General features: G+C 63.3%; 16 protein-coding genes and 1 tRNA gene. 5 read left to right on the top strand and 12 right to left on the bottom strand.

What is annotated here, in order from left to right:
* Positions 1 to 95: 95 nt before the first annotated feature.
* The 4 genes from ACN6LB_RS36490 to ACN6LB_RS36505 all read right to left on the bottom strand — a co-directional run bounded on the left by ACN6LB_RS36490 (position 96) and on the right by ACN6LB_RS36505 (position 5,909).
* A complete protein-coding gene (locus ACN6LB_RS36490; protein WP_445029607.1) occupies positions 96 to 881 on the bottom strand; it encodes a S16 family serine protease in 786 nt (261 codons plus the stop codon).
* A gap of 428 nt (positions 882 to 1,309) precedes the next feature.
* Positions 1,310 to 1,951, bottom strand: a complete 642-nt coding sequence (locus tag ACN6LB_RS36495; RefSeq protein WP_356141221.1) for an IclR family transcriptional regulator — start codon at positions 1,949 to 1,951, stop codon at positions 1,310 to 1,312.
* A gap of 431 nt (positions 1,952 to 2,382) precedes the next feature.
* Positions 2,383 to 4,179, bottom strand: a complete 1,797-nt coding sequence (locus ACN6LB_RS36500; protein WP_445029608.1) for a DEAD/DEAH box helicase — start codon at positions 4,177 to 4,179, stop codon at positions 2,383 to 2,385.
* 167 nt (positions 4,180 to 4,346) lie between these two features.
* Positions 4,347 to 5,909 (bottom strand): MFS transporter, encoded by a 1,563-nt coding sequence (locus tag ACN6LB_RS36505; RefSeq protein ID WP_356141227.1) that lies wholly within the window; start codon positions 5,907 to 5,909, stop codon positions 4,347 to 4,349.
* Positions 5,910 to 6,295: 386 nt separating this feature from the next.
* On the opposite strand from ACN6LB_RS36505, the gene ACN6LB_RS36510 reads away from it, so the two are divergent.
* Positions 6,296 to 6,367 (top strand) — tRNA-Cys (locus ACN6LB_RS36510).
* A gap of 284 nt (positions 6,368 to 6,651) precedes the next feature.
* Positions 6,652 to 7,617 carry a tyrosine-type recombinase/integrase gene (locus ACN6LB_RS36515; protein WP_445029609.1) on the top strand — a complete coding sequence of 322 codons (966 nt, stop codon included), beginning with the start codon at positions 6,652 to 6,654 and terminating at the stop codon, positions 7,615 to 7,617.
* A 426-nt stretch (positions 7,618 to 8,043) separates the two neighbouring features.
* On the opposite strand, the gene ACN6LB_RS36520 is transcribed toward ACN6LB_RS36515, so the two are convergent.
* Entirely contained in the window at positions 8,044 to 8,340 is a 297-nt protein-coding gene (locus ACN6LB_RS36520; protein ID WP_445029610.1) for a hypothetical protein, read from the bottom strand.
* A 92-nt stretch (positions 8,341 to 8,432) separates the two neighbouring features.
* Here ACN6LB_RS36520 and ACN6LB_RS36525 point away from each other — a divergent pair, with 92 nt between their 5' ends.
* Together ACN6LB_RS36525 and ACN6LB_RS36530 are read left to right on the top strand one after the other, a co-directional pair.
* Complete coding sequence (locus ACN6LB_RS36525) at positions 8,433 to 8,678, top strand: GntR family transcriptional regulator (protein ID WP_445029611.1); 246 nt, start codon at positions 8,433 to 8,435, stop codon at positions 8,676 to 8,678.
* A gap of 109 nt (positions 8,679 to 8,787) precedes the next feature.
* Positions 8,788 to 9,411, top strand: coding sequence for a hypothetical protein (locus ACN6LB_RS36530; protein WP_445029612.1), 624 nt, complete (start codon positions 8,788 to 8,790; stop codon positions 9,409 to 9,411).
* 856 nt (positions 9,412 to 10,267) lie between these two features.
* On the opposite strand, the gene ACN6LB_RS36535 is transcribed toward ACN6LB_RS36530, so the two are convergent.
* The 7 genes from ACN6LB_RS36535 to ACN6LB_RS36565 form a co-directional block, all read right to left on the bottom strand.
* Positions 10,268 to 10,654 (bottom strand): hypothetical protein, encoded by a 387-nt coding sequence (locus ACN6LB_RS36535; RefSeq protein ID WP_445029613.1) that lies wholly within the window; start codon positions 10,652 to 10,654, stop codon positions 10,268 to 10,270.
* A gap of 23 nt (positions 10,655 to 10,677) precedes the next feature.
* On the bottom strand, positions 10,678 to 12,270 hold the full coding sequence (locus tag ACN6LB_RS36540; RefSeq protein WP_445029614.1) for a bifunctional DNA primase/polymerase: 1,593 nt from the start codon (positions 12,268 to 12,270) through the stop codon (positions 10,678 to 10,680).
* A gap of 1,022 nt (positions 12,271 to 13,292) precedes the next feature.
* The gene (locus ACN6LB_RS36545) at positions 13,293 to 13,724 is read right to left on the bottom strand and encodes a hypothetical protein (protein ID WP_445029615.1); all 432 of its coding nucleotides are present in this window, start codon (positions 13,722 to 13,724) and stop codon (positions 13,293 to 13,295) included.
* A gap of 771 nt (positions 13,725 to 14,495) precedes the next feature.
* Positions 14,496 to 14,726, bottom strand: coding sequence for a hypothetical protein (locus tag ACN6LB_RS36550; protein WP_445029616.1), 231 nt, complete (start codon positions 14,724 to 14,726; stop codon positions 14,496 to 14,498).
* A gap of 324 nt (positions 14,727 to 15,050) precedes the next feature.
* Positions 15,051 to 15,656, bottom strand: coding sequence for a recombinase family protein (locus tag ACN6LB_RS36555; protein WP_445029617.1), 606 nt, complete (start codon positions 15,654 to 15,656; stop codon positions 15,051 to 15,053).
* A gap of 541 nt (positions 15,657 to 16,197) precedes the next feature.
* Positions 16,198 to 16,656, bottom strand: a complete 459-nt coding sequence (locus tag ACN6LB_RS36560; protein WP_445029618.1) for an ABA4-like family protein — start codon at positions 16,654 to 16,656, stop codon at positions 16,198 to 16,200.
* Positions 16,653 to 17,633: a hypothetical protein gene (locus ACN6LB_RS36565; protein ID WP_445029639.1), complete on the bottom strand. Its 981-nt coding sequence runs from the start codon at positions 17,631 to 17,633 to the stop codon at positions 16,653 to 16,655. The genes ACN6LB_RS36560 and ACN6LB_RS36565 overlap by 4 nt, the downstream gene beginning before the upstream one ends.
* A 236-nt stretch (positions 17,634 to 17,869) precedes the next feature.
* On the opposite strand from ACN6LB_RS36565, the gene ACN6LB_RS36570 reads away from it, so the two are divergent.
* On the top strand, positions 17,870 to 18,535 hold the full coding sequence (locus ACN6LB_RS36570) for a MerR family transcriptional regulator (protein WP_356141231.1): 666 nt from the start codon (positions 17,870 to 17,872) through the stop codon (positions 18,533 to 18,535).
* The last annotated feature ends 63 nt before the right edge of the window (positions 18,536 to 18,598 follow it).

Consider the following 18,598-nt stretch of genomic DNA (forward strand, 5'->3'; position numbering starts at 1 on the left):
AGGCCCTCGTACTGGACGTACTTGGGGCTTCGGCCGGTGCGGCGAGGGCGCGTGCCGGGCGCCGTGGGTGCTGTGCGGGACTTTCAAAACACCCCCTAGCAGCTCGGTACCGAGCCCTGGTCCTTCTCGAGCGCGACCAGCGCGTCCACCGCGCCCTTGAGCGTGGTCACCGGAATCAGGCGCAGCCCCTTCGGCAGCTCCGACTTCGCGTCCGAGCATTCCGCCTTCGGGACCAGGAAGACCGTCGCCCCGTCGCGCCGGGCGGCCTGGGTCTTCAGTGCCACCCCGCCGACCGCGCCGACCGTCCCGTCGGCGTCGATCGTTCCCGTACCCGCGACGGTGCGGCCGCCCGTGAGGTCGCCGCCGCTGCCGTTGCCGTCCAGCTTGTCGACGATGCCGAGCGAGAAGAGCAGCCCGGCGCTGGGACCGCCGACGTCGGCCAGCTTGAGCGTGACCTTGACGTCCTTCTTGTGGAGGTAGGACAGCGCCGCCTCGGTGGCGGTGTCCTGGGACTCCTTCATCTGCGCGGTGTTGTGCGCCTCGATCTCCTTGACGCTGTCGCCGCTCGGGTAGACGGAGTCGCGCGGCAGCACCGCCCGGTCGGTGCGGAACCAGCCGTCGAGGACGTCACCGAGTGAGACGTGCATGTCGGGGCCCGTCGCCTCGATCGTCGTCATCCGCAGCTGTCCGCGGGTCGCCCGGGTGGCCGCGCCGCTGATCGTGATCACCGGATCGCCCTTGTTCTCGCCGAGGACGTTCGCCGTCATGCCGGGCTGCGCAACGGAGAACGGCAGCGGCGCGAACGCCGCCGTGGCAAGCAGAGCCACGACGGGGAGGGCGCAGACGGCGATGGCCTGGGGGCGCGTGAGGCGAGAGAGCACGGGATCAATCTAACTTGAGCACCCCACCGCCTTGGCCGGAGGGGATTACCGGGTCGGCTTGGGCTTCGGGCGGCCGGCGTCCGGCGACGGCGGGTTGCGGGGGCGGCGTCTGGGGCCGGGCGACTCGTATCCGGCCGCGGCGGCGGCTTGCGCCCGGCCCCGGCGGCCTGCATCCAGGTCCACGCGGCACGCATCCGACGGCGACGCGCCTTGCACCCAGGCCCCGACGGCCGGCACCCAGGTCCACGCGGCACGCATCCGACGGCAACGCGCCTTGCACCCAGGCCCCGACGGCCGGCACCCAGGTCCACGCGGCTCGAATCCGGATCCCGCCGGCTCGCGTCCGCCCCCGCCGGCTCGCGCCCGCCCCCCGCCGGCTCGCGTCCCGACCCCGGCAGCTCGCGCCCGAGTCCCTTCGGCGCGCGCGGTCAGCGCAGTGCGTCCGCCACCTCGCGTGCCGCGTCCATGACTCGCGGCCCCACCCGCTCCGGTACGGAGTCGGCCAGCATGACCACGCCGACGCTTCCCTCCACCCCCGTCACGCCGATGAGCGGAGCCGCGGCGCCGCTGGCTCCCGCCTCCAACTCCCCGTGCGTGAGCGTGTATCCGGGCTCGGACACCGGTGTCTGCCGGGCGGCGAGGATGGCGCGCCCGGCGGCCCCCCGGTCCAGCGGGTGGCGGAAACCGGCGCGGTAGGCGACGTGGTAGTCCGTCCACGTCGGCTCGACGACGGCCACGGCCAGCGCCTCCGTCCCGTCGACCAGCGTCAGGTGCGCCGTCGCCCCGATGTCCTCGGCCAGCGCGCGCAGCGCCGGCAGCGCGGCCTCGCGTACGAGCGGGTGGACCTGGCGGCCCAGGCGCAGCACACCGAGCCCGACCCGTGCGCGGCCACCCAGGTCGCGGCGGACGAGAGCGTGCTGCTCCAGAGTGGCGAGCAACCGGTACACGACAGTCCGGTTCACGCCCAGTTTGTTCGAGAGCTCGGTGACGGTCAGCCCGTGATCCGTGTCGGCGAGCAGCTTGAGGACCTTGAGGCCCCGGTCGAGCGTCTGAGAGGTCTCCGCGGTCACGACGCCCACTCCTTAGTGGTGAGGTCGACGGCCCCCTCGCGGCAGATGCGTCACCGAGTCCCGTCGGCGACGCGCTTTCAGAGGCCGCCGGTCGGCATACGACCCGGGTCGTCCCGGGCCCAGTCGCTTCACGGCTGCGCTCCGCGGCGGCGCTGCCACGGGGCGTGTGCGTAGCGGGACAGTAGCGAGCCGGTCCGCTCAGCGGAAGTCTCCGTCCAGAATCCGGGCATCGAACGGTGTGGACTGATTCCGTTTGTCCCGATAAGCAGGGCGCTCGCCACAGGGCGTGCACCACCCCTGCACGGGGCGTACACGTCGGCGAGTGCGCCGGGGCACGCCGGGGCACTGATCCACGTACGAGAAAAAGGCCGCCCCGGACGGGAGGCAAGGGACGGACGGACGCGCCACCGCACCCTCCCCGTCCCGCCCCGTCACCGCATCCGGGTGGCCCACTCCTGCACCTTGGCGATCCGCTGCCGCAGCTGCCCGGCCGTGGCCTCGGCGCTCGGCGGCCCACCGCACACGCGGCGCAGCTCGGTGTGGATCACGCCGTGCGGCTTGCCGCTCTGGTGAACGTACGCGCCGACCATGGTGTTGAGTTGTTTGCGGAGTTCCAGCATCTCCTTGTGGGAGACCACGGGCCGCCGCTCGGCGGGCAGTTCGAGGAGGTCGGCCTCGTCGTCCGGCTTCTTGCGGCTGTGCGCGATCTGCCGGGCCTGCCGCTTCTGCAGCAGCATCTGTACCTGGTCGGGTTCGAGGAGCCCGGGGATGCCGAGGTAGTCCTGCTCCTCCTCGCTGCCCGGGTGGGCCTGCATGCCGAACTCGGCGCCGTCGTAGAGGACGCGGTCGAAGACGGCCTCGGACTCCAGCGCCTCGAAGGAGAACTGCTCCTGCTCGCCGGTGTCCTCGTCCTGCTGCTTCTCGGCCTCCGCGAGGAGCTTGTCCTCCTCGGCGTACGGGTCCTCCTCGCCCTCCTTCTTGGGCTTGTCGAGCACATGGTCGCGCTCGACCTCCATCTCGTTGGCGAAGCCGAGGAGGTCGGGGACGGTGGGGAGGAAGACGGAGGCGGTCTCGCCGCGCCGCCGGGACCGTACGAAGCGGCCGACGGCCTGCGCGAAGAAGAGAGGGGTGGAGATGGTGGTGGCGTAGACGCCGACAGCGAGCCGCGGAACGTCGACGCCTTCCGACACCATCCGCACCGCGACCATCCAGCGGTCGTCGCTGTGGCTGAACTCGTCGATCCGGTTGGAGGCGCCGGTGTCGTCCGAGAGGACGAGGGTGGCCTTCGTACCGGTGAGCTCGCGGATCAGCTTGGCGTAGGCGCGCGCCGAGTCCTGGTCGGAGGCGATGACGAGGGCGCCGGCGTCCGGGATGCCCTTGCGCACCTCGGTCAGCCGGCGGTCGGCGGCGCGCAGCACGCTGGGCATCCACTCGCCGCGCGGGTCGAGGGCGGTGCGCCAGGCCTGGCTGATGGCGTCCTTGGTCATGGGCTCGCCGAGCCGCGCGGCGATCTCGTCGCCCGCCTTCGTACGCCACCGCATGTTGCCGCTGTAGGAGAGGAAGATGACGGGCCGCACGACCCCGTCGCCGAGGGCGGACCCGTATCCATAGGTGTAGTCGGCCGAGGACCGCCGGATCCCGTCGTTCCCCTCCTCGTACGTGACGAAGGGGATGGGATTCGTGTCGGACCGGAAGGGCGTACCGGTCAGCGCGAGACGGCGGGTGGCGGGCTCGAACGCTTCGAGGCAGGCCTCGCCCCAGGACTTGCTGTCACCGGCGTGGTGGATCTCGTCGAGGATGACGAGGGTCTTCCTCTGCTCCACCCGGTTCCGGTGCAGCATGGGCCGCACGCCGACACCCGCGTACGTCACGGCGACGCCCTGGTACTCCTTGCTGAGCGGGCCCGCGCTGTACTCCGGGTCCAGCTTGATCCCTATGCGCGCGGCCGCTTCCGCCCACTGCTTCTTCAGATGCTCGGTCGGCGCGACCACCGTCACCTGCTGCACGACATGGTGGTGCAGCAGCCAGGACGCGAGCGTCAGCGCGAACGTCGTCTTACCGGCGCCGGGCGTGGCGACGGCCAGGAAGTCGCGCGGCTGCTCCTGGAGGTACCTCTCCATCGCCCCTTGCTGCCAGGCACGCAGCTTGCCGGCGGTGCCCCAGGGGGCGCGCCCGGGGAAGGCCGGGGAGAGGTGATGCGAGTGGGTGTTGGTGGCGGTGGTAGTCACGGTCTCCGTGGGGTGGTTGAGCGGCTCGGCTACGTATGACAACCGGGCCACCCTACCGGCGCCCCGGTGTTGTCAACGCGCGGACTACGCCGGGTCAGCCATCCATGGGACCTAGCTCACATCGCCGTACGGGGGCCTCGTGGCGCCCGGCGGCCGGTTCCCCGCCGTCAGGATTCGACCCGCTCCGGTGTCGGCGCTGCCACCGTGGCCTGCCGTTCTATCTCGTGTTCCCGCACCAGCCACAGAGCCAGCGCCGCGGTGACGAAGCAGACCAGGGCGCCGAGCAGCAGGACGAGGTTGAGGCCGCTGAGGAAGCCCTCCCGCGCGGCGGAGGCGACGGCGGCGCGGGAGGCCGGGGGCAGCGGGGCGAGGGCCTGGTCGAGGTCGCCGGAGGAGACGGCCTCGACGAAGCGATGCGGCTGTCCGCCGTTCGCGGCCGGGGTGCCCGCGGTCAGTTCGCCGACCTTGTCGGCGCCGCGGCCGATGAGGATCGCGCCCCAGACGGCGGTGCCGACGGCGATGCCGACCTGGCGGAACGTGTCGTTGATGCCGGCCGCCATCCCGCTGCGCTCGGTGGGCACCACGCTCACGGCCACGTCCGCGATCACCGGGTTGATGAGCCCGATTCCGGCGCCTCCGATGAGGAACCCGGCGAGCAGAGTCGTCCAGCGGGAGTCCGTCTGGATCCCGCCCCACAGCAGCAGCCCGACGCCCACGGCAGCGAGCCCGACGGACAGCATCAGCCGCGCCTGCACCCGGGACAGCAGGGCGCCGGCCACCGGCGCCACGAGGAAGCTGGCCACGGTGATCGGCAGGTAGCGCACGCCCGTCGCGTACGGCGACAGGCCGAGGAAGTTCTGCATGTACAGGGTGACGTAGAGGAACATCGCGAACATCGCCGCGGAGACCCCGAACGCGGCGAGCTGCACCCCGACGAAGGCCCGCCGCCGGAACAGGCCGAGCGGAAGCATCGGTTCGCGTACCCGCGTCTCGATCACGAGGAACGCGGCCAGCAGCAGGGCGGCGCCCGCGAACAGCGAGACGATCAGCGCGCTGCCCCACCCTTCGTCGTTGCCGCGCACCAGCGCCCACACCAGCAGGAACAGGGCGACGCTGAACGTGGCGACGCCGGGCCAGTCCACCCGGGTGGCGTTCGGATCGCGGCTCTCGCGCAGTTTCGCGTACGTGACCACGAGCGCGGCCGCCCCGATCGGCACGTTGAGGTAGAAGATCGACTGCCAGCCGAGCCCGTCGGTGAGGGCGCCGCCGATGAGCGGGCCGATCGCCACCGCGAGCCCGATCGTCGCCCCGTACAGTCCCATCGCCATGCCGCGCTCGCGCCCGGCCGGGAACTCCTGGGCGACCAGCGCCAGCGACACCGCGAACATGGCCGCGCCGCCCACCCCCTGCACCGCACGCGCCAGGTTGAGGAAGAGTGGATCGGGCGCCAGCGCGCACATCAGGGAGGCGAGGGCGAAGACCACGAGTCCGCACGCGAAGACCCGGCGCCGGCCCAGTCGGTCGGCGAGCGAGCCGGTGGTCAGCACGAAGGCGGCGAGGGTGAGCGCATACGCGTCGATCACCCACTGCAGATCGGAGAAGCTCGCCCCCAGGTCCTCGCGGATCGAGGGCAGCGCCACGTTCACCACGGTGATGTCGAGCAGCAACATGAACGCCGCCACGCAGACGGCGCCAAGGGTCCACCACTTGCGTGCCGCCACCTGACTCATGCCTCGTACGCCTCGCAACACGGCGCTCACGCACCCCACCGTCGCAACGGCCTCCTGGCCCTCACCGACGGCGACGCGGCACGCCGCGACATCTCCAGGATGCGCGGGGTGGGGGGTGGGGTGCCACTTGGGGGCCGCGGTGGCCCGGGGCCTCTTCCGTGGGGAGGTGGCCCGTGCGCCCGGCGGCCCTCGGCCCCGGACCGTCGCTGGGCATCCGTACGGCACCCACCTCCCTGCGAGCCCTGCTCGACGTCACGCGGGCGGTTCGTGAACGGCGTATGGCAGTCCCGTTGCAGCACCCCCGGAACCCTTGAGCCCCCTCCCCCACCCGCTCTACCGTCGACACATCGAGAGCGGAACGTGTGAGCCGTGCCGGTCTCGACAACGGCCGTGTGCCCGAGTGGTTCAGGGGCTCGCCTGCAAAGCGAGTTACGTGGGTTCGAATCCCGCCACGGCCTCTTATATGTGGTCTGACCTGCATGTTCGTAGGTCAGACACTGCTCTCACAGCAAGGGACTCCCGTCCGAGACGGGGCTAGGTCAGTTGCTTGGTCCACCACCGACTGACCTAGCTCCACAGAGCGCCACACGGCGCACAGGGAGCCCAAGTGACCAACCGCGCAGCCTCACGTACACCTCTCCGGAGCGCGCTCAGGAAGCCTCAGAGCACCGATGCGCAGCAGCAGCCGACAGCACCTCTCAGGGTCATCGACGGACGCTCAGCCACAGACGCGCGTACGGCCATGCTGGAAGAGCTGGACCTTCACCTGAGCACGATCACCAACAGGTACGGCCGTCCGTTTCAGCGCAAGACCATCAACGCGTACAAGTTCGCTGGTGTCGCCCTGCACAACTGGATGACCGAGAGCGATATGCAAGGCGACTTCACCGCATGTGACGTAGCCACCCTGAACCGCTTCTTTCGCTGGTACTACCAGGTGCATGACGTGCCCAAGTCGCAGGATGGAAAGGGCGGTTACACGGGAGGCACCAACACTCTCCAAAGGAACCTGCGCCCTCTGTTCATCTATCTCGCAGAGGAATACGACCACCCCAACCCCTACGACTCCCCCAAGCTCCACAGGTACACGGCTCCCCCGATCGGTAAGCCCAAGACCCTCTCCACTGACTTCGTGGCCGACGTACTCAAAGTCACGGGGAACGGCTCTCCCAAGGTGCGCGACTTCCAGACAGTGAGGGATCACGCGATCATCCGCGTACTCACTGAGGGACTGAGGGCAGAGGAGTTGCTGAACCTGCGGGTGGAAGACCTAGACCTCACTCGACACACACTGATCGTGGTCCCCCTGAAGATGGACCGGAACTCTCTGGACGGCAGGGTGATTCCTCTCCAGCCAAAGACCGTAAAGGCTCTCGTTCGGTATCTACGAGTGCGCTCCACTCACCCCATGGCCGACTCCACCCCGTTCCTCTGGCTTGGCACCCGTGGCAGGGGTCCACTCCAGTACAGGGGGCTGTACGTCATGGTGAAGAAGCGGGCAGGAGAGGCAGGTTACGACCCTGCACAGGTAGCCCCTCACTCGTTCTGCCACACGTGGGCAGACGACTTGAAAGCGGCTGGAGTCTCGGGAGAGCACATCATGGCTATCCGGGGATGGAAGTCTCCTTCCATGCTCCGCAGGTACGGCGCAGACATGGCCAGCACTCGGGCTGTGAACGCCGTACAGGGCTTGGGAGATAGGTACTGACCCAAGACACAGCTGAGCCCCGGTTTCCCTTGGTTGGGTTGCCGGGGCTTTCTACTGCCTACAGGAACTTGGGCTTACTGCGCTCCCAGTACCTTGACACCGCAGGTCCATCCCTCTCCGGGCATGCGCGCCTCAGCAGTGAATGTGATGGACTTGCCTGGCTGGATGCCGGGAGTGGTCATCCTCAACGCGTCCGCCTGTCTCCCTGTTTTGTCGAACCAATACAGTTGAATGAAGTAGGCCGTAGGGTCCGGGAAGTTGTTGGTTGCTCGGAGTTCCATCGTGGTGTCCTGGCCAGTGCCGCAGTGGGTGACCTTTACTGGCTCATCTGATTGAGCGCTCTTTTCCCCAGTGCCCCCGCACCCGGTTATGGCAACGACAGACAGCAGAGCCATTCCCGCCACGCGGGTATGCGTCCTCTTCACGTCACTCCTCATAGTCAGGGATTCTCTGTCCCCGGCTCTCTGCGATGTTCAGCACTTCCGTCAGACTCTCGATGAGCCGAGAGCAGATCCAGCGCAGTTCATCTGCGGTCAGCTTGGCTTCCTCGCCGACCATCGGCCGTGCCAACTCCACGATGACGGTTGCCGTTTCGATCTGCTGGCTTTCGATCCTGTCAGCCAGTAGGGACAGGGGTGTCGGAGTGCCGTCGGTGACCAGGTGCGCCCTCTTGCCCTCTGGTCCACCCCAGGGCAGCAGACGGACGACGCTTGGCTCTGCCATGTCATCAGCTCCTCATAGCCGGTTGAGCTGAGCTTATGCGCTTACGCGTAAGCGCGGTAGCAGGATTGCGCGCTAGCGCACACGCTGGCCGTATGGCTGATCTTGACCGTTCCCGGAACCTCTGGCCCCAGATTGCCGATGACCTGCGCCGCCGGTTGCGCGCTGGAGAGTGGGCACCTGGTGAGCGCTTCCCTGGGACGGTCGCACTGGCGGCGGAGTACGGGACGGCACAGGCGACTACACAGAAGGCAGTGGTGGCGCTCCGTACGGAGGGGTGGCTACGGCTGGAAGTCGGGCAGGGCAACTATGTGATGGATACACCCCCAGAGAGCCCCTAGAAACGCTGAGAGCCCCTGGATACGGGATGTCCAGGGGTCTTCTCATGTCCAACCACAGATGTTCCCCAAGTCAGGGTCCAACGGGCTTACAGGTGGGCATCCTTGGCGCATGTCGCTTCCCGTGATCGCGATCATTATCAGTGGCGTGAGCGCCGCGTTCGCCGCATCGTCTTGGACAGTCACCTTTGCAACGTTCCGCCGTGGTCGCCCTCGGGTTCGGTTCAAGAGGGTCGTCTATGCACCGGTCCCCGTCGATGATGAGTGGTGGTCATCAGTACGAGACCCACAGACTGTCCAAAACGCTTTCTATGCGCAGTTGACCAACGTCACTGCCGTACCGGTCGCTGTCGAAAGCGTTGAGATCGTGGGCCGAAGGATCCTTAAGAGGGGGCGCTTCCGCCGTTGGAGGGCGAGGCTATTGGTGGAAGTCGCTATGGACCCATCTTGGGTGGAGGGTGAAGACCGTATGACCCTCGAACCATTCACTACCGTAAGTTGGGCAATCAGGCACGACGACAGCGTCCTTGTCCCCGAACATTGGGATGTAACCCAAGTAAGAGTGACACTCGCTAACGGATCTTCGGTTGCCAGTAAGTGGTTGTCTGTTACGGATCTACCTCGCAGTGACCAGAAGCTACGCGAACAATGGGAAGAATACTTGGAGAAGGACCTGTTGAAGCAAACGGAGAGGCAACTCTCCTTCGATGATCTCTCAGAAGAGGCAGAGGGCTGACAGGCCGGAGCTATCGCCCTTGTTCCGTAAGCGGAATCTACCCTTCTCGTTTGTCAGTGCCTCATGGGATAGTCATAGCTCAAAGCAGACGACCATGAGGAGGAAGCATCAACAAGCCAGTACGCAAGAGAGCAGACAAGTTGAAGGCAGGGGATCACCTGAAACTGTGGAATGGCAAGACTGCTGAAGTGCTCTCGATTGAACCTGCGATCAACCAGGTAGGAAGAAAGGCACTGATCCTGACTCTGCCCAAGGCGGCAAAGATGGCAGTGAAGACCGGACGCATCATGACGATGCACTATCCAGCACAGAAGTAACTATCTAAGAAATTTCTCGATTCCCTGAAACTCGGAAGTTTCGGCCACTTCCTCGGACCCCCTCCACAAGAGTAACTCTTACTTGGAGAGATCAGTACCGAAACTAGGAGTCATAGCAGGAATTCTCATTAAAAAACAAATACAGTACCCGATATTGAATTAGGGAATAGAGAATAGGGGGAATTCGGTAATACCCGACAACGTCCAGCCGGCGAAGGACTAATACCAAATTCTCTATCCGGTTATGCGCATTCTCTGTTTCCAGAGTTGATATCGGTGTATGTGCGTGTTCCGCCTACGGCGGACGTACTCTCGCTTCGCTCGGTACGAAAGGACCAGGGGGTAACCAAAAAAACCAAATCTAGTTCCCATATCTATACCCTCAACAGTGAGGGGTAAGTAGTGGTAACTAGGTTTGGTTTTCCTTGTCTCCATGGATGGGGAGTATGCATCCTGGTGTGTTGGCCGCCGCAGGCGTTTCGTTACCGAGCCGCAGGCGAGAGTAACGGCGTAGCGCAGCGAAGCAACATACATCCCCCCTACTTCGCTACAAAGACAGGTTCCTTGTGCTCCCAGGGTTCTCCTACCGTCCGTACCTTCTTGAAGCTCTGCCATGTGGAGGACCAGTCTTCTCGGTCTGCCGGATAGATAGGTTCGGGGAAGAACACCCGCTCCATAAGCTCGTACGACCTAGGAGGTAGTTCCTGGTAGTCCATCCCAAACCTCATGAGGTCATCCCATAGAACCTTCATTGCTCTGGTACCTGGTGTCAGTCTCCCTGTCCTGATCTCCTCACGCATGGCTCTGACTGTCCGGGCGTCTCCCTTGCACTCCTCAGAGCAGAAAACTCCCTTCCAGCCGTCCGGCCTCTCCGCTCCGTCACCGCATCCCGCACACTGGTACACCCGCAGGATCTCGGTCTTCATGACTTGCTTCCAAGCAACCTCGCTCATACTCGCTCCGCTTCCCATTCCGTTCGGTTCCTGCACACAATCCCCCAGAATTCCCGTTCTATCTCGTTCTGCTCCTTCTGCTGCTCCCGCTTACCGAAGGTTCCAGCCTTTATCGCATATACATCCAACTTCAGCTCATAGTCTTCAGTCAGTTTCCAAATCTTCTTTTCGTTCTCGGCTATGTCCGCGTCCTTCAACTTGTTCAGGTTGTTCCTTGTGGTCTGAACACTTGACTTTCCTCCCATGCGTTCGTGTAGCTCCTTGACTGATCCTGGTCCGTAGTGGAGTTCGTGGAATACCGGCAGAGCGGAAGCAAGAGCCCCGTGCCTAAACGCGTCGTGACCTACGTCGATTCCGGTTACCTCCCGTTGCTCGACTCCAGCGAAGTCACCAGTACGGGGAACGGTCAGCAGATAAACCGTGGCGTAGCCGGAACCCTGGGAAGGATCGGTGATCTTCTTCAGGAACTTATCGTCTACAGCCTGGTTTATCCACTTCCTAGCGGCTGGCTTGGACATTCCTGCGCCTAGCGCTACGTCCCTCTGTGACAGCGTCAGTCTGGTTACGTCCCTCCCTTGTTCCTTGCTTTGCGTGAAAGCCATGTAGCCAATAGCTTGCAGTACCTTCCTGTATCCCGCCTTGAGGCTTGCTCCGCTCAGCAGCCGTCTCCAGTACGGGAGTGTCATACGCTGCGCGGGATTCTCGGCAATGTACTCCTGTGCGCTGCGTACCTTGTGGGACAGATACTTCCAGGGGTCCGGCTGCTCTAGCACCTTGTCACGCAATGGGTACTTCAAGAGCACTGCCATTACGTCGGCTACTCCACCACAACCTGACTGAAGCAGCGAGAGCACTACCGAATAGACCCTGCCATCTCTGCCATCCGACGTGTCATTGAGCCGTGCGCGGGTCTGAGGCTTCAGACGTGCGATGACGTCCTCAGCGTTCTTCGATGCGCTCTCGGAGACTTCCACGGAAGCCGTAGACGCCCCTGAGATAGCCTTACCGGCCGTCCCTGACGTCTTCCCCTCAGCATCCGTCTTCAGGCGCTCATACAGCGACGCAGGCAGGCTCTCAATGTCCCTGCTGCTGTCCGTGTGGCGGTACTCCACCTGTTCCGTATCAGGGTGAACCGAGCCGACATATACCGCGTAGTTCTGGCCGGTAAGAACATCAACTCCATCACGGATTACGGACCGGTCCTGTTTGATGGGTCCGGGAACCGAGTAGTAACGGTGGTACCCCTTAAGGGTCTGCACGGTGAAGGTTTCAGGCAGCTCCTCCCTTGCCCACTGTTCCGCCTCCGCCGTATCGGTATCGACTACGCAATACTTATCGGCAGGGAGCAGAACACCAGCACCATTCACCCAAGACTGCGAAAGGGCCTCCCGAATCTGCTCAGGATTCTTCGCTGTCTTATGCTGCCAGCCACTCTGCTTGGGTACCTTGTTCTTGATAGGGACGATTCCCGCCCCTGTTATCTCAGCAATGACAATAGCTTCCTGAATCAGAAGCTCTCGATTGAATTCAAATAGTTCCGACGGTGAGTCAGGTACTACTCCTAGGGTTTCCTCGGTTACGACAGTCATACGTGCTAAACTCCTTATGATTACGGTTTATGTTCACGGTTTCTTCCTTTCCCGTGGCTTAGTTCTATTCTCCCCCAAAGGAGAATCCTGCCAGTAATCGCTGGCACTATTACTGATATCCTTTAGGCAGATGCTTTTCGTACCTGGAACTGGCTTCGTTCTATCTGTTGTTTGTCCTCCGATATAAGCCTCATTCTCTTGATTTACAGGCATCAAGGGAATGGGGCTTATATCATTTCCGGGAACAGCAAAAACCCCAGGACCGGAATCCTGGGGCTACGTGCTGGGGTGGTTCGAAGTAAGGGCATCAGACTACCAGGGATGATCTCTGCGTCAACCGTTGACGAATTGCCACTCATTGATCTACGCTCGCGCGCCCCCGGTTCCTCAATAGATGCGACTCACGAGCAACGCCACGCGGACTTGCGTAGCGCTCAGCCCCTCCTAGGCCGGGATTGCGCCTAGCGTGCCCCTGTGGCTCTGTACGGCCGTCTGAGAGCCGTACGTGGGTTCCTGCGTCTCCTTGCTCCAGCCGTCGCCCGTAAGGGCGTACAGCGCCGCTTACAGTCGTATCCCTGTTCTTGGTCGAAATGAATTAGGAGACACCAGGACAAGCAAAATTCTTTCGAACAATGGCCAATCGGACATTCTCAATTCTTTCGGACAACTACCAAAACCCCTGTATCCTTTTCCTTAGGCATAGCCATATTCCGGAATACTATTCGAATCACCTTTACAGAAGACCCCACGTCCAGATGGATATGGGGTCTTACTGTTTTAGTCAATCACTATCAGTCTTGCACTTCTCTGCGTGAATAGAATTCCCCTTGGTTCGCCATATGAATAGGGCTCGCCGGCTTCGGGGTACATTCCCGCATTCTTCAATTCATCCAATGCGTCTTCGTAATTAGCTTCGGGGAATGACTGGTAAAAAACTTCTCGCGTACGAATTGAGTCTGCTTCGCATCCGTCTTCAAAATACGTGTAGAGGGCGATAGCCGGGAAGCTGAGGTCTTCAAGATTCATCCCAAATCCGCCACTACCCAGAGATTTGTCACACGCTCGCCCATGAATCCTTCCGTGCTGGCCCCGCTGTATCCCGTAGTCGTAGCCTTCTCGATTACCTCTCCTTGCTGCTTCAAGCACTCTAGGGATTCCTGAAACTCATGGTCCGTTGCGCCCTTTAGCTGTTGCTTGAAGAGGTTACGAATCTCCGTAGTCATGGCAGGACGGTTAGAGTTCACGTACTGGCGAATCAGGGAAATGATGGCTGGACCAGAGCGGTACATGACCTGAGTGCGTAGCTGAGCCGCTTGCTCTGCCTCAGCCTGTCTTTGTGCGTCTAGCTCTTCCTGCGCCTTTCTAGCGGCTCTCTCGGCTTGATTCTTCGGGTCTGAATAGCGCGCAAACCAGTTTTCCTGTGCGCCGAAGTTGAATGCGTTCGTGTCTGTCATTTTGCTGTTTGCCTTTCGTCTTGCTTTTCTTCGATCAATGTGTATCGGTGTGGTCTGTGACTGCGATTTACTCGCAGTAGCCCACGTTCTTCGAGATTCCTTACGGCTTCTCTGAGGTGTACGCGGTCTACGCCTAGGGCGAGAACTTCACTTAGCTCAGACTGCGTGAATCTCGTCTTCTCGTCCTTGCATAGATTCAGGTACGTCCAAAGGAGGTTTGCCCGTGCTTCCACTCGCCTAGCTTTCCAGGGAGTCTCTGGCGTTCCCTCTAGTTCAATTACTTCTTCTTCCATCCGCTCTTCTTTCCGGGTACTACGGAACGTATCCCTTTCTCATCCTGGACCATCCATCCTCCCTTAATGAGCTGTGCTATGCAGCGCTCTCTGCTGCTGAAAGCGTGGTCCAGCATGATTCTTTGAGCGGCGTATCTGAGAGGCCACGGTAGATCTTCGTTGTGCCAGATCCATACCGCTTGCTCTCCTGCCTCAAAGTCTCCGCGCCAGATAGGGAGGTCTTGCAGTCTCTTACGTTTCATTGGCTTAGTCTTTCGCTGTTTTCCCTATGCCCCTGGTGATGCTCCTTGTGTATTCCGAGTAGTGTTGCTGTCCTTTCATGTCTATTATGGCAGGTATTCATTCACTAGTGGATTGAGCCCAAACGCAGAAGAGTTCCGATAATTCACTCAAAGTGACAATCGGAACTCTTCGAATACGCGCCGTAATATTCGGTTAGATATTGTGTCTAGAATCACAGTGGAATTTCCATTAATCTCTAGACAGCGGGAATCGCTTCCAATAGCGCTCTCAGGCCACGGCCATTGGCGCGGCCCTCTCCTGTGCCCTGGGCGAAGTGAGAGAAGCGGCCCTCTTCATGAGCTTTCAGAAATCCTTCCTGCATGTCCCCCAACGTCTGCTCTGCCTTGTCTCCTCCTGCTGTAGCTGTCTGGGCTACCTCGTCTACGGCGTCCATATCCAATGGCAATCCTGGTGTGTACTCGCCCACGGCTGTACTCCTGTCTGTCTGTGTCGTCTGCCTGTCTCTCTATTGTCCCAGGGTTTGTATTAGCTATCGGACGTAGCGCGCACAGCAAGAGACCCCCTGCCAGCCTCAGCAAGGGGTCTGTACGGCTCTGTGAGGGACCAGGAGCTAGCTCTTACGTCTTCGGTCCTGTACCCACTCAATCAGCGCTACGACGGGCCAGAGTATTGCGTTGCCTACCGCGATGATGATGAACGCCCATCCCACGATGGCCCCGACAACGGTCTGAATGATCCCCATGCTTCTCTCCACTGGTTCCTGTGTGTCCGGCAGTCGCGCTGTAAGGGCTTACGAATCGTTCTCAGCGTCGTGCGCCTGGAGAGCCTGAGAGATGGCACCGACCGAAGGGTTACGGGTCTCTCCGTCCTGAGTCTTGTAGGTGAGGTGCGGCTGAATCTGCCGGATCGTGAATCCCTTGTCCCTCAGCGCCACAGCCTGAGCGGTAAGAGCGTCAGACATGACCGGACGACGTCCACCTACCCGACCGCGCTTCTTAGCGGCCTCAAGACCGTTCTTGGTCTTCTTCACGATGTCCCGTCGCCTGTCCTCTGCCAGAGCGAAAGCAAGATCCAGGATCAGGGAGCGCTCTGTGTGCTCACCCTTGGCAACTCCGTCCAGCACCTTGACGGCTACGCCACGCTCGAAAAGCTCAGTCAGCATCAGCAGTCCCTCAAGGAGGTTCCGGCCGAGTCGGTCTACCTCCTGAACCGTGAGCATGTCTCCCTCTCGCATGTAGTCGAGAGCAGAGACGAGACCAGGGCGCTCCGCAACGGTGAGCTTCCCTGAGATCTTCTCCTCAAAGACCTTCACGCACCCGGCTTCCGTGAGTGCGTCGTGCTGCCGAGCCGTCTCCTGCTTGTCCGTGCTCACCCGAACTAGTCCGACCAGTGCCATGACTACCCCTCCATGTTCATCAAACGTATCCATCAACAAGATGAACACTACCACATAGATGAACGAGTTTATGAACAGATCTCTAGGTGAACGGGGTCAACCTGGGGACTGTCGGCACTGGTTCGGCAAACGGTCGTTTGATGAACGCTGCCACTAGGGCGCCTACACCAGGGCGCAGCTCTCTGACGAACAGTCAGGTGGCAGTGCAACCATTGGTACAAAGACCCCCCACCTTCACCGTTCGGAATCCCGGATGACCCCGGCCTAGTAATTCAGACGCGAGAGTCCGTATGGCTAAGGGCAGTAGCCGTCTGTGCCCCAAGGGGAGGCACGCGTCCCGGAGTTGAGTCAGTCGCCTGCACTGGTTAGAACCGCTTGACCAAGGGGACGAGCCTGGTCAGACTCGGTACGAGTCCCAGGCTGCGTGAGCAGACTGCAAAGCGAGTTACGTGGGTTCGAATCCCGCCACGGCCTCTGTCTTTCAGACCTGGCAGAACGAAAGGGCGGCACCCCGAAAAGGGTGTCGCCCTTTCGCTTGGGCTCAGCCGGACGCCGCCGCCGCGAACTCATCGCGGAGCACCCGCCGTGTCCTCGTCGCGCGCACGCACAGGAACAACAGCAGGCCAAACGGGGACAGCAGGATCGTGAAGGTCAGTAGGGGGCCCGTCAGGAGGGGGGAGAGCCTGAGGCGTCGGGACTCCCGGTACATCCACTGGCCGATGAGGAGGTCCCAGGCGATGACCTGGGCCCAGATGGCTCCCGCGCCGTCCGCGAGGGCCGTCAGGTCGCGGAAGGTGTCGATGTCCGGGCGGCTGACCGCGGTCCAGAGTTCGGGGAACACCGGGATCGCGAGCGGGAGATAGGCGAGCAGCAGGATGGGGACCACGGTCAGTGGTGATCCGGCTATGCGAGTGGTCGGGCCCCACCCGGGGGCGAAGATCATGAGCAGCCAGACGGGCGCGGCCAGCCAGAAGGAGAACTCGAAGAGGAAACCGGTCATGACGTGAGCTCCTTCGAAGCGTCAGCACGTGCGGCGTGTTCGGCGTGCTCGGCGTGTTCGGCGTGTTCGGCGTGTTCGGCGTGTTCGGCGTGTTCGGCGTCAATTGCCTTGGCCGGCGCGGGAGTCGGTACCCGCAGCGACACGTACGCCCCGAGAACGGCGATCGCCAGGATCGCGGCCCCCGCCCCCACCGTCACCCCGTCCGGGTGGATCAGCGGCTGGCCTCGCAGCGCCTGCCACAGGACCAGCGCGAAGGCTGCGGCGTACACGCCCGAGGCGAGCAGCACCAGGCGCGAACGCACCCGGGCGTCGGCGAGGCGGGCGAAGCGCGGTGCGAGGGCGGTCAGCACCATGAGCAGCAGCGGCAGGAGTTGCAGGGCGTGCATGCCGACGAAGTGCGGGACCCGCAGATCGCCACCGGTCGTCGACCAGCCGGTCAGCGGCATGGAGGGACCGCCGTCCGGTACGCCCACGCTGTGCGCGCCGACCACCTTGGAGACGCCGCGCCGCTGCCCCGGCGCGGGCTGCGTCATCAGGAATCCGACAGCGGCTCCGGCCAGCGCCAGGACGATGCCGGAGCGCATCGCCCAGGCGGACGCGCGGTCGGCGATCCTGGCGCGGAGCAGCAGAACGGCGACTACGAGCGTGCCGAGCCACAGGATGACGACGGTGACGGCCATCGTGTTGAACAGCGCCGTGTCGAAGGGCGTTGCGTAGTTGAAGTGGCTGCGCTTTCCGCGCGCCGCCTGCCCCGTGATGATCACCATCTCGCCGAGGCTCGCCAGCGCGACGACCGTCCCCGCCCACCAGCCCACGCGCCGCCCGCGGGGCAGCAGCGACAGCATCCAGGCCAGGGAGAGGCCGTACGCCACGAAGGAGACGGAGAACTTGAACGGCTTGAACCAGATCGGCGCGCCCACCAGGACCCGGTCGTCGACGGCGAGTCCCACCGCGGACACGACCGCCGTCACCACCATCGCCGCCGAGAACAGCACCAGCGGTCGATGCCATGACCGCCATGGAGACCGCCAGGGAACCGAAGGCCACCACGACGGCGCGGGCGACGAGGACTGAAGCAGCGAAGACATGACTCCCCCTTCAAAGCGGATAGCAGCACTATCCGCTATCCGATAGCCACACTATCTATGATGGGAGGGGAAGGCCGCAAGGGCCGGCACGGCGAACAGGGCCAGAACCAAGGAGTGAACCGGCAGTGCGCATCGGAGAGTTGAGTCGAAGAACCGGAGTACCGGTGCCGACGATCAAGTACTACGTCCGTGAAGGGCTGCTGCCTGCGGGCGAGCTGACCAGCCCGAACCAGGCGACCTACGGCGACGCGCACGAGCGTCGGCTGCAGCTGATCCGCGCCCTGCTCGACGTGGGCGGCATGAAGGTGGCCGAGATCGCGGAGGTGCTGACGGCCATCGATGATCCGACGCGTCCGCTGCACAAAGTGCTCGGCGCCGCCACGGACCGCCTCGGCAACGAGAGCATCGAGCACGACGACACCGAGTCGGCGGCCGCGCAGGCCGCCGTCGCCGACCTGGTCTCCCGGCGCGGCTGGCGGACGCACGAGTCGAACCCGGCCGCGGCCGACCTGTCCAAGGCCCTTGCCGCCATGGCCCGGCTGGGGCACGGGGAGTTCGTCGAGGTGCTCGACGTCTACGCCGACGCCGCGGAGCGGGTCGCCCGCGCCGACCTCGCATACGTGGACCGGCGGGCAGCGGCCGAGGGCGGGGTGGAAGGCGTGGTGGAGAGCGCGGTGATCGGAACCGTACTGGGCGAGGCGGTGTTCAGCGCGCTGCGCAGGCTGGCCCATGTGGACGCCTCGGCGGAGCTGTACGGCACGGACGGGCCGCCGGGACGGGGCACGAGCTGAGCCGACCGCGGTCGCGGCGCGGCGGATGGCACGGCCGATCCGCGATGCCGCACGCCCGTTCCA

The sequence above is a fragment of the Streptomyces sp. SAS_270 genome, assembly GCF_052543295.1.

Excerpts from the sequence above, each read along its gene's own strand:
- ACN6LB_RS36520 (WP_445029610.1), bottom strand. The coding sequence starts at position 8,340 with ATGGCAGAGCCAAGCGTCGTCCGTCTGCTGCCCTGGGGTGGACCAGAG.
- ACN6LB_RS36560 (WP_445029618.1), bottom strand. The coding sequence starts at position 16,656 with ATGACCGGTTTCCTCTTCGAGTTCTCCTTCTGGCTGGCCGCGCCCGTC.
- ACN6LB_RS36515 (WP_445029609.1), top strand. The coding sequence starts at position 6,652 with ATGCTGGAAGAGCTGGACCTTCACCTGAGCACGATCACCAACAGGTAC.
- ACN6LB_RS36505 (WP_356141227.1), bottom strand. The coding sequence starts at position 5,909 with ATGAGTCAGGTGGCGGCACGCAAGTGGTGGACCCTTGGCGCCGTCTGC.
- ACN6LB_RS36525 (WP_445029611.1), top strand. The coding sequence starts at position 8,433 with ATGGCTGATCTTGACCGTTCCCGGAACCTCTGGCCCCAGATTGCCGAT.
- ACN6LB_RS36540 (WP_445029614.1), bottom strand. The coding sequence starts at position 12,270 with ATGACTGTCGTAACCGAGGAAACCCTAGGAGTAGTACCTGACTCACCG.
- ACN6LB_RS36530 (WP_445029612.1), top strand. The coding sequence starts at position 8,788 with ATGTCGCTTCCCGTGATCGCGATCATTATCAGTGGCGTGAGCGCCGCG.
- ACN6LB_RS36565 (WP_445029639.1), bottom strand. The coding sequence starts at position 17,633 with ATGGTGGTGACGGCGGTCGTGTCCGCGGTGGGACTCGCCGTCGACGAC.
- ACN6LB_RS36555 (WP_445029617.1), bottom strand. The coding sequence starts at position 15,656 with ATGGCACTGGTCGGACTAGTTCGGGTGAGCACGGACAAGCAGGAGACG.
- ACN6LB_RS36545 (WP_445029615.1), bottom strand. The coding sequence starts at position 13,724 with ATGACAGACACGAACGCATTCAACTTCGGCGCACAGGAAAACTGGTTT.
- ACN6LB_RS36535 (WP_445029613.1), bottom strand. The coding sequence starts at position 10,654 with ATGAAGACCGAGATCCTGCGGGTGTACCAGTGTGCGGGATGCGGTGAC.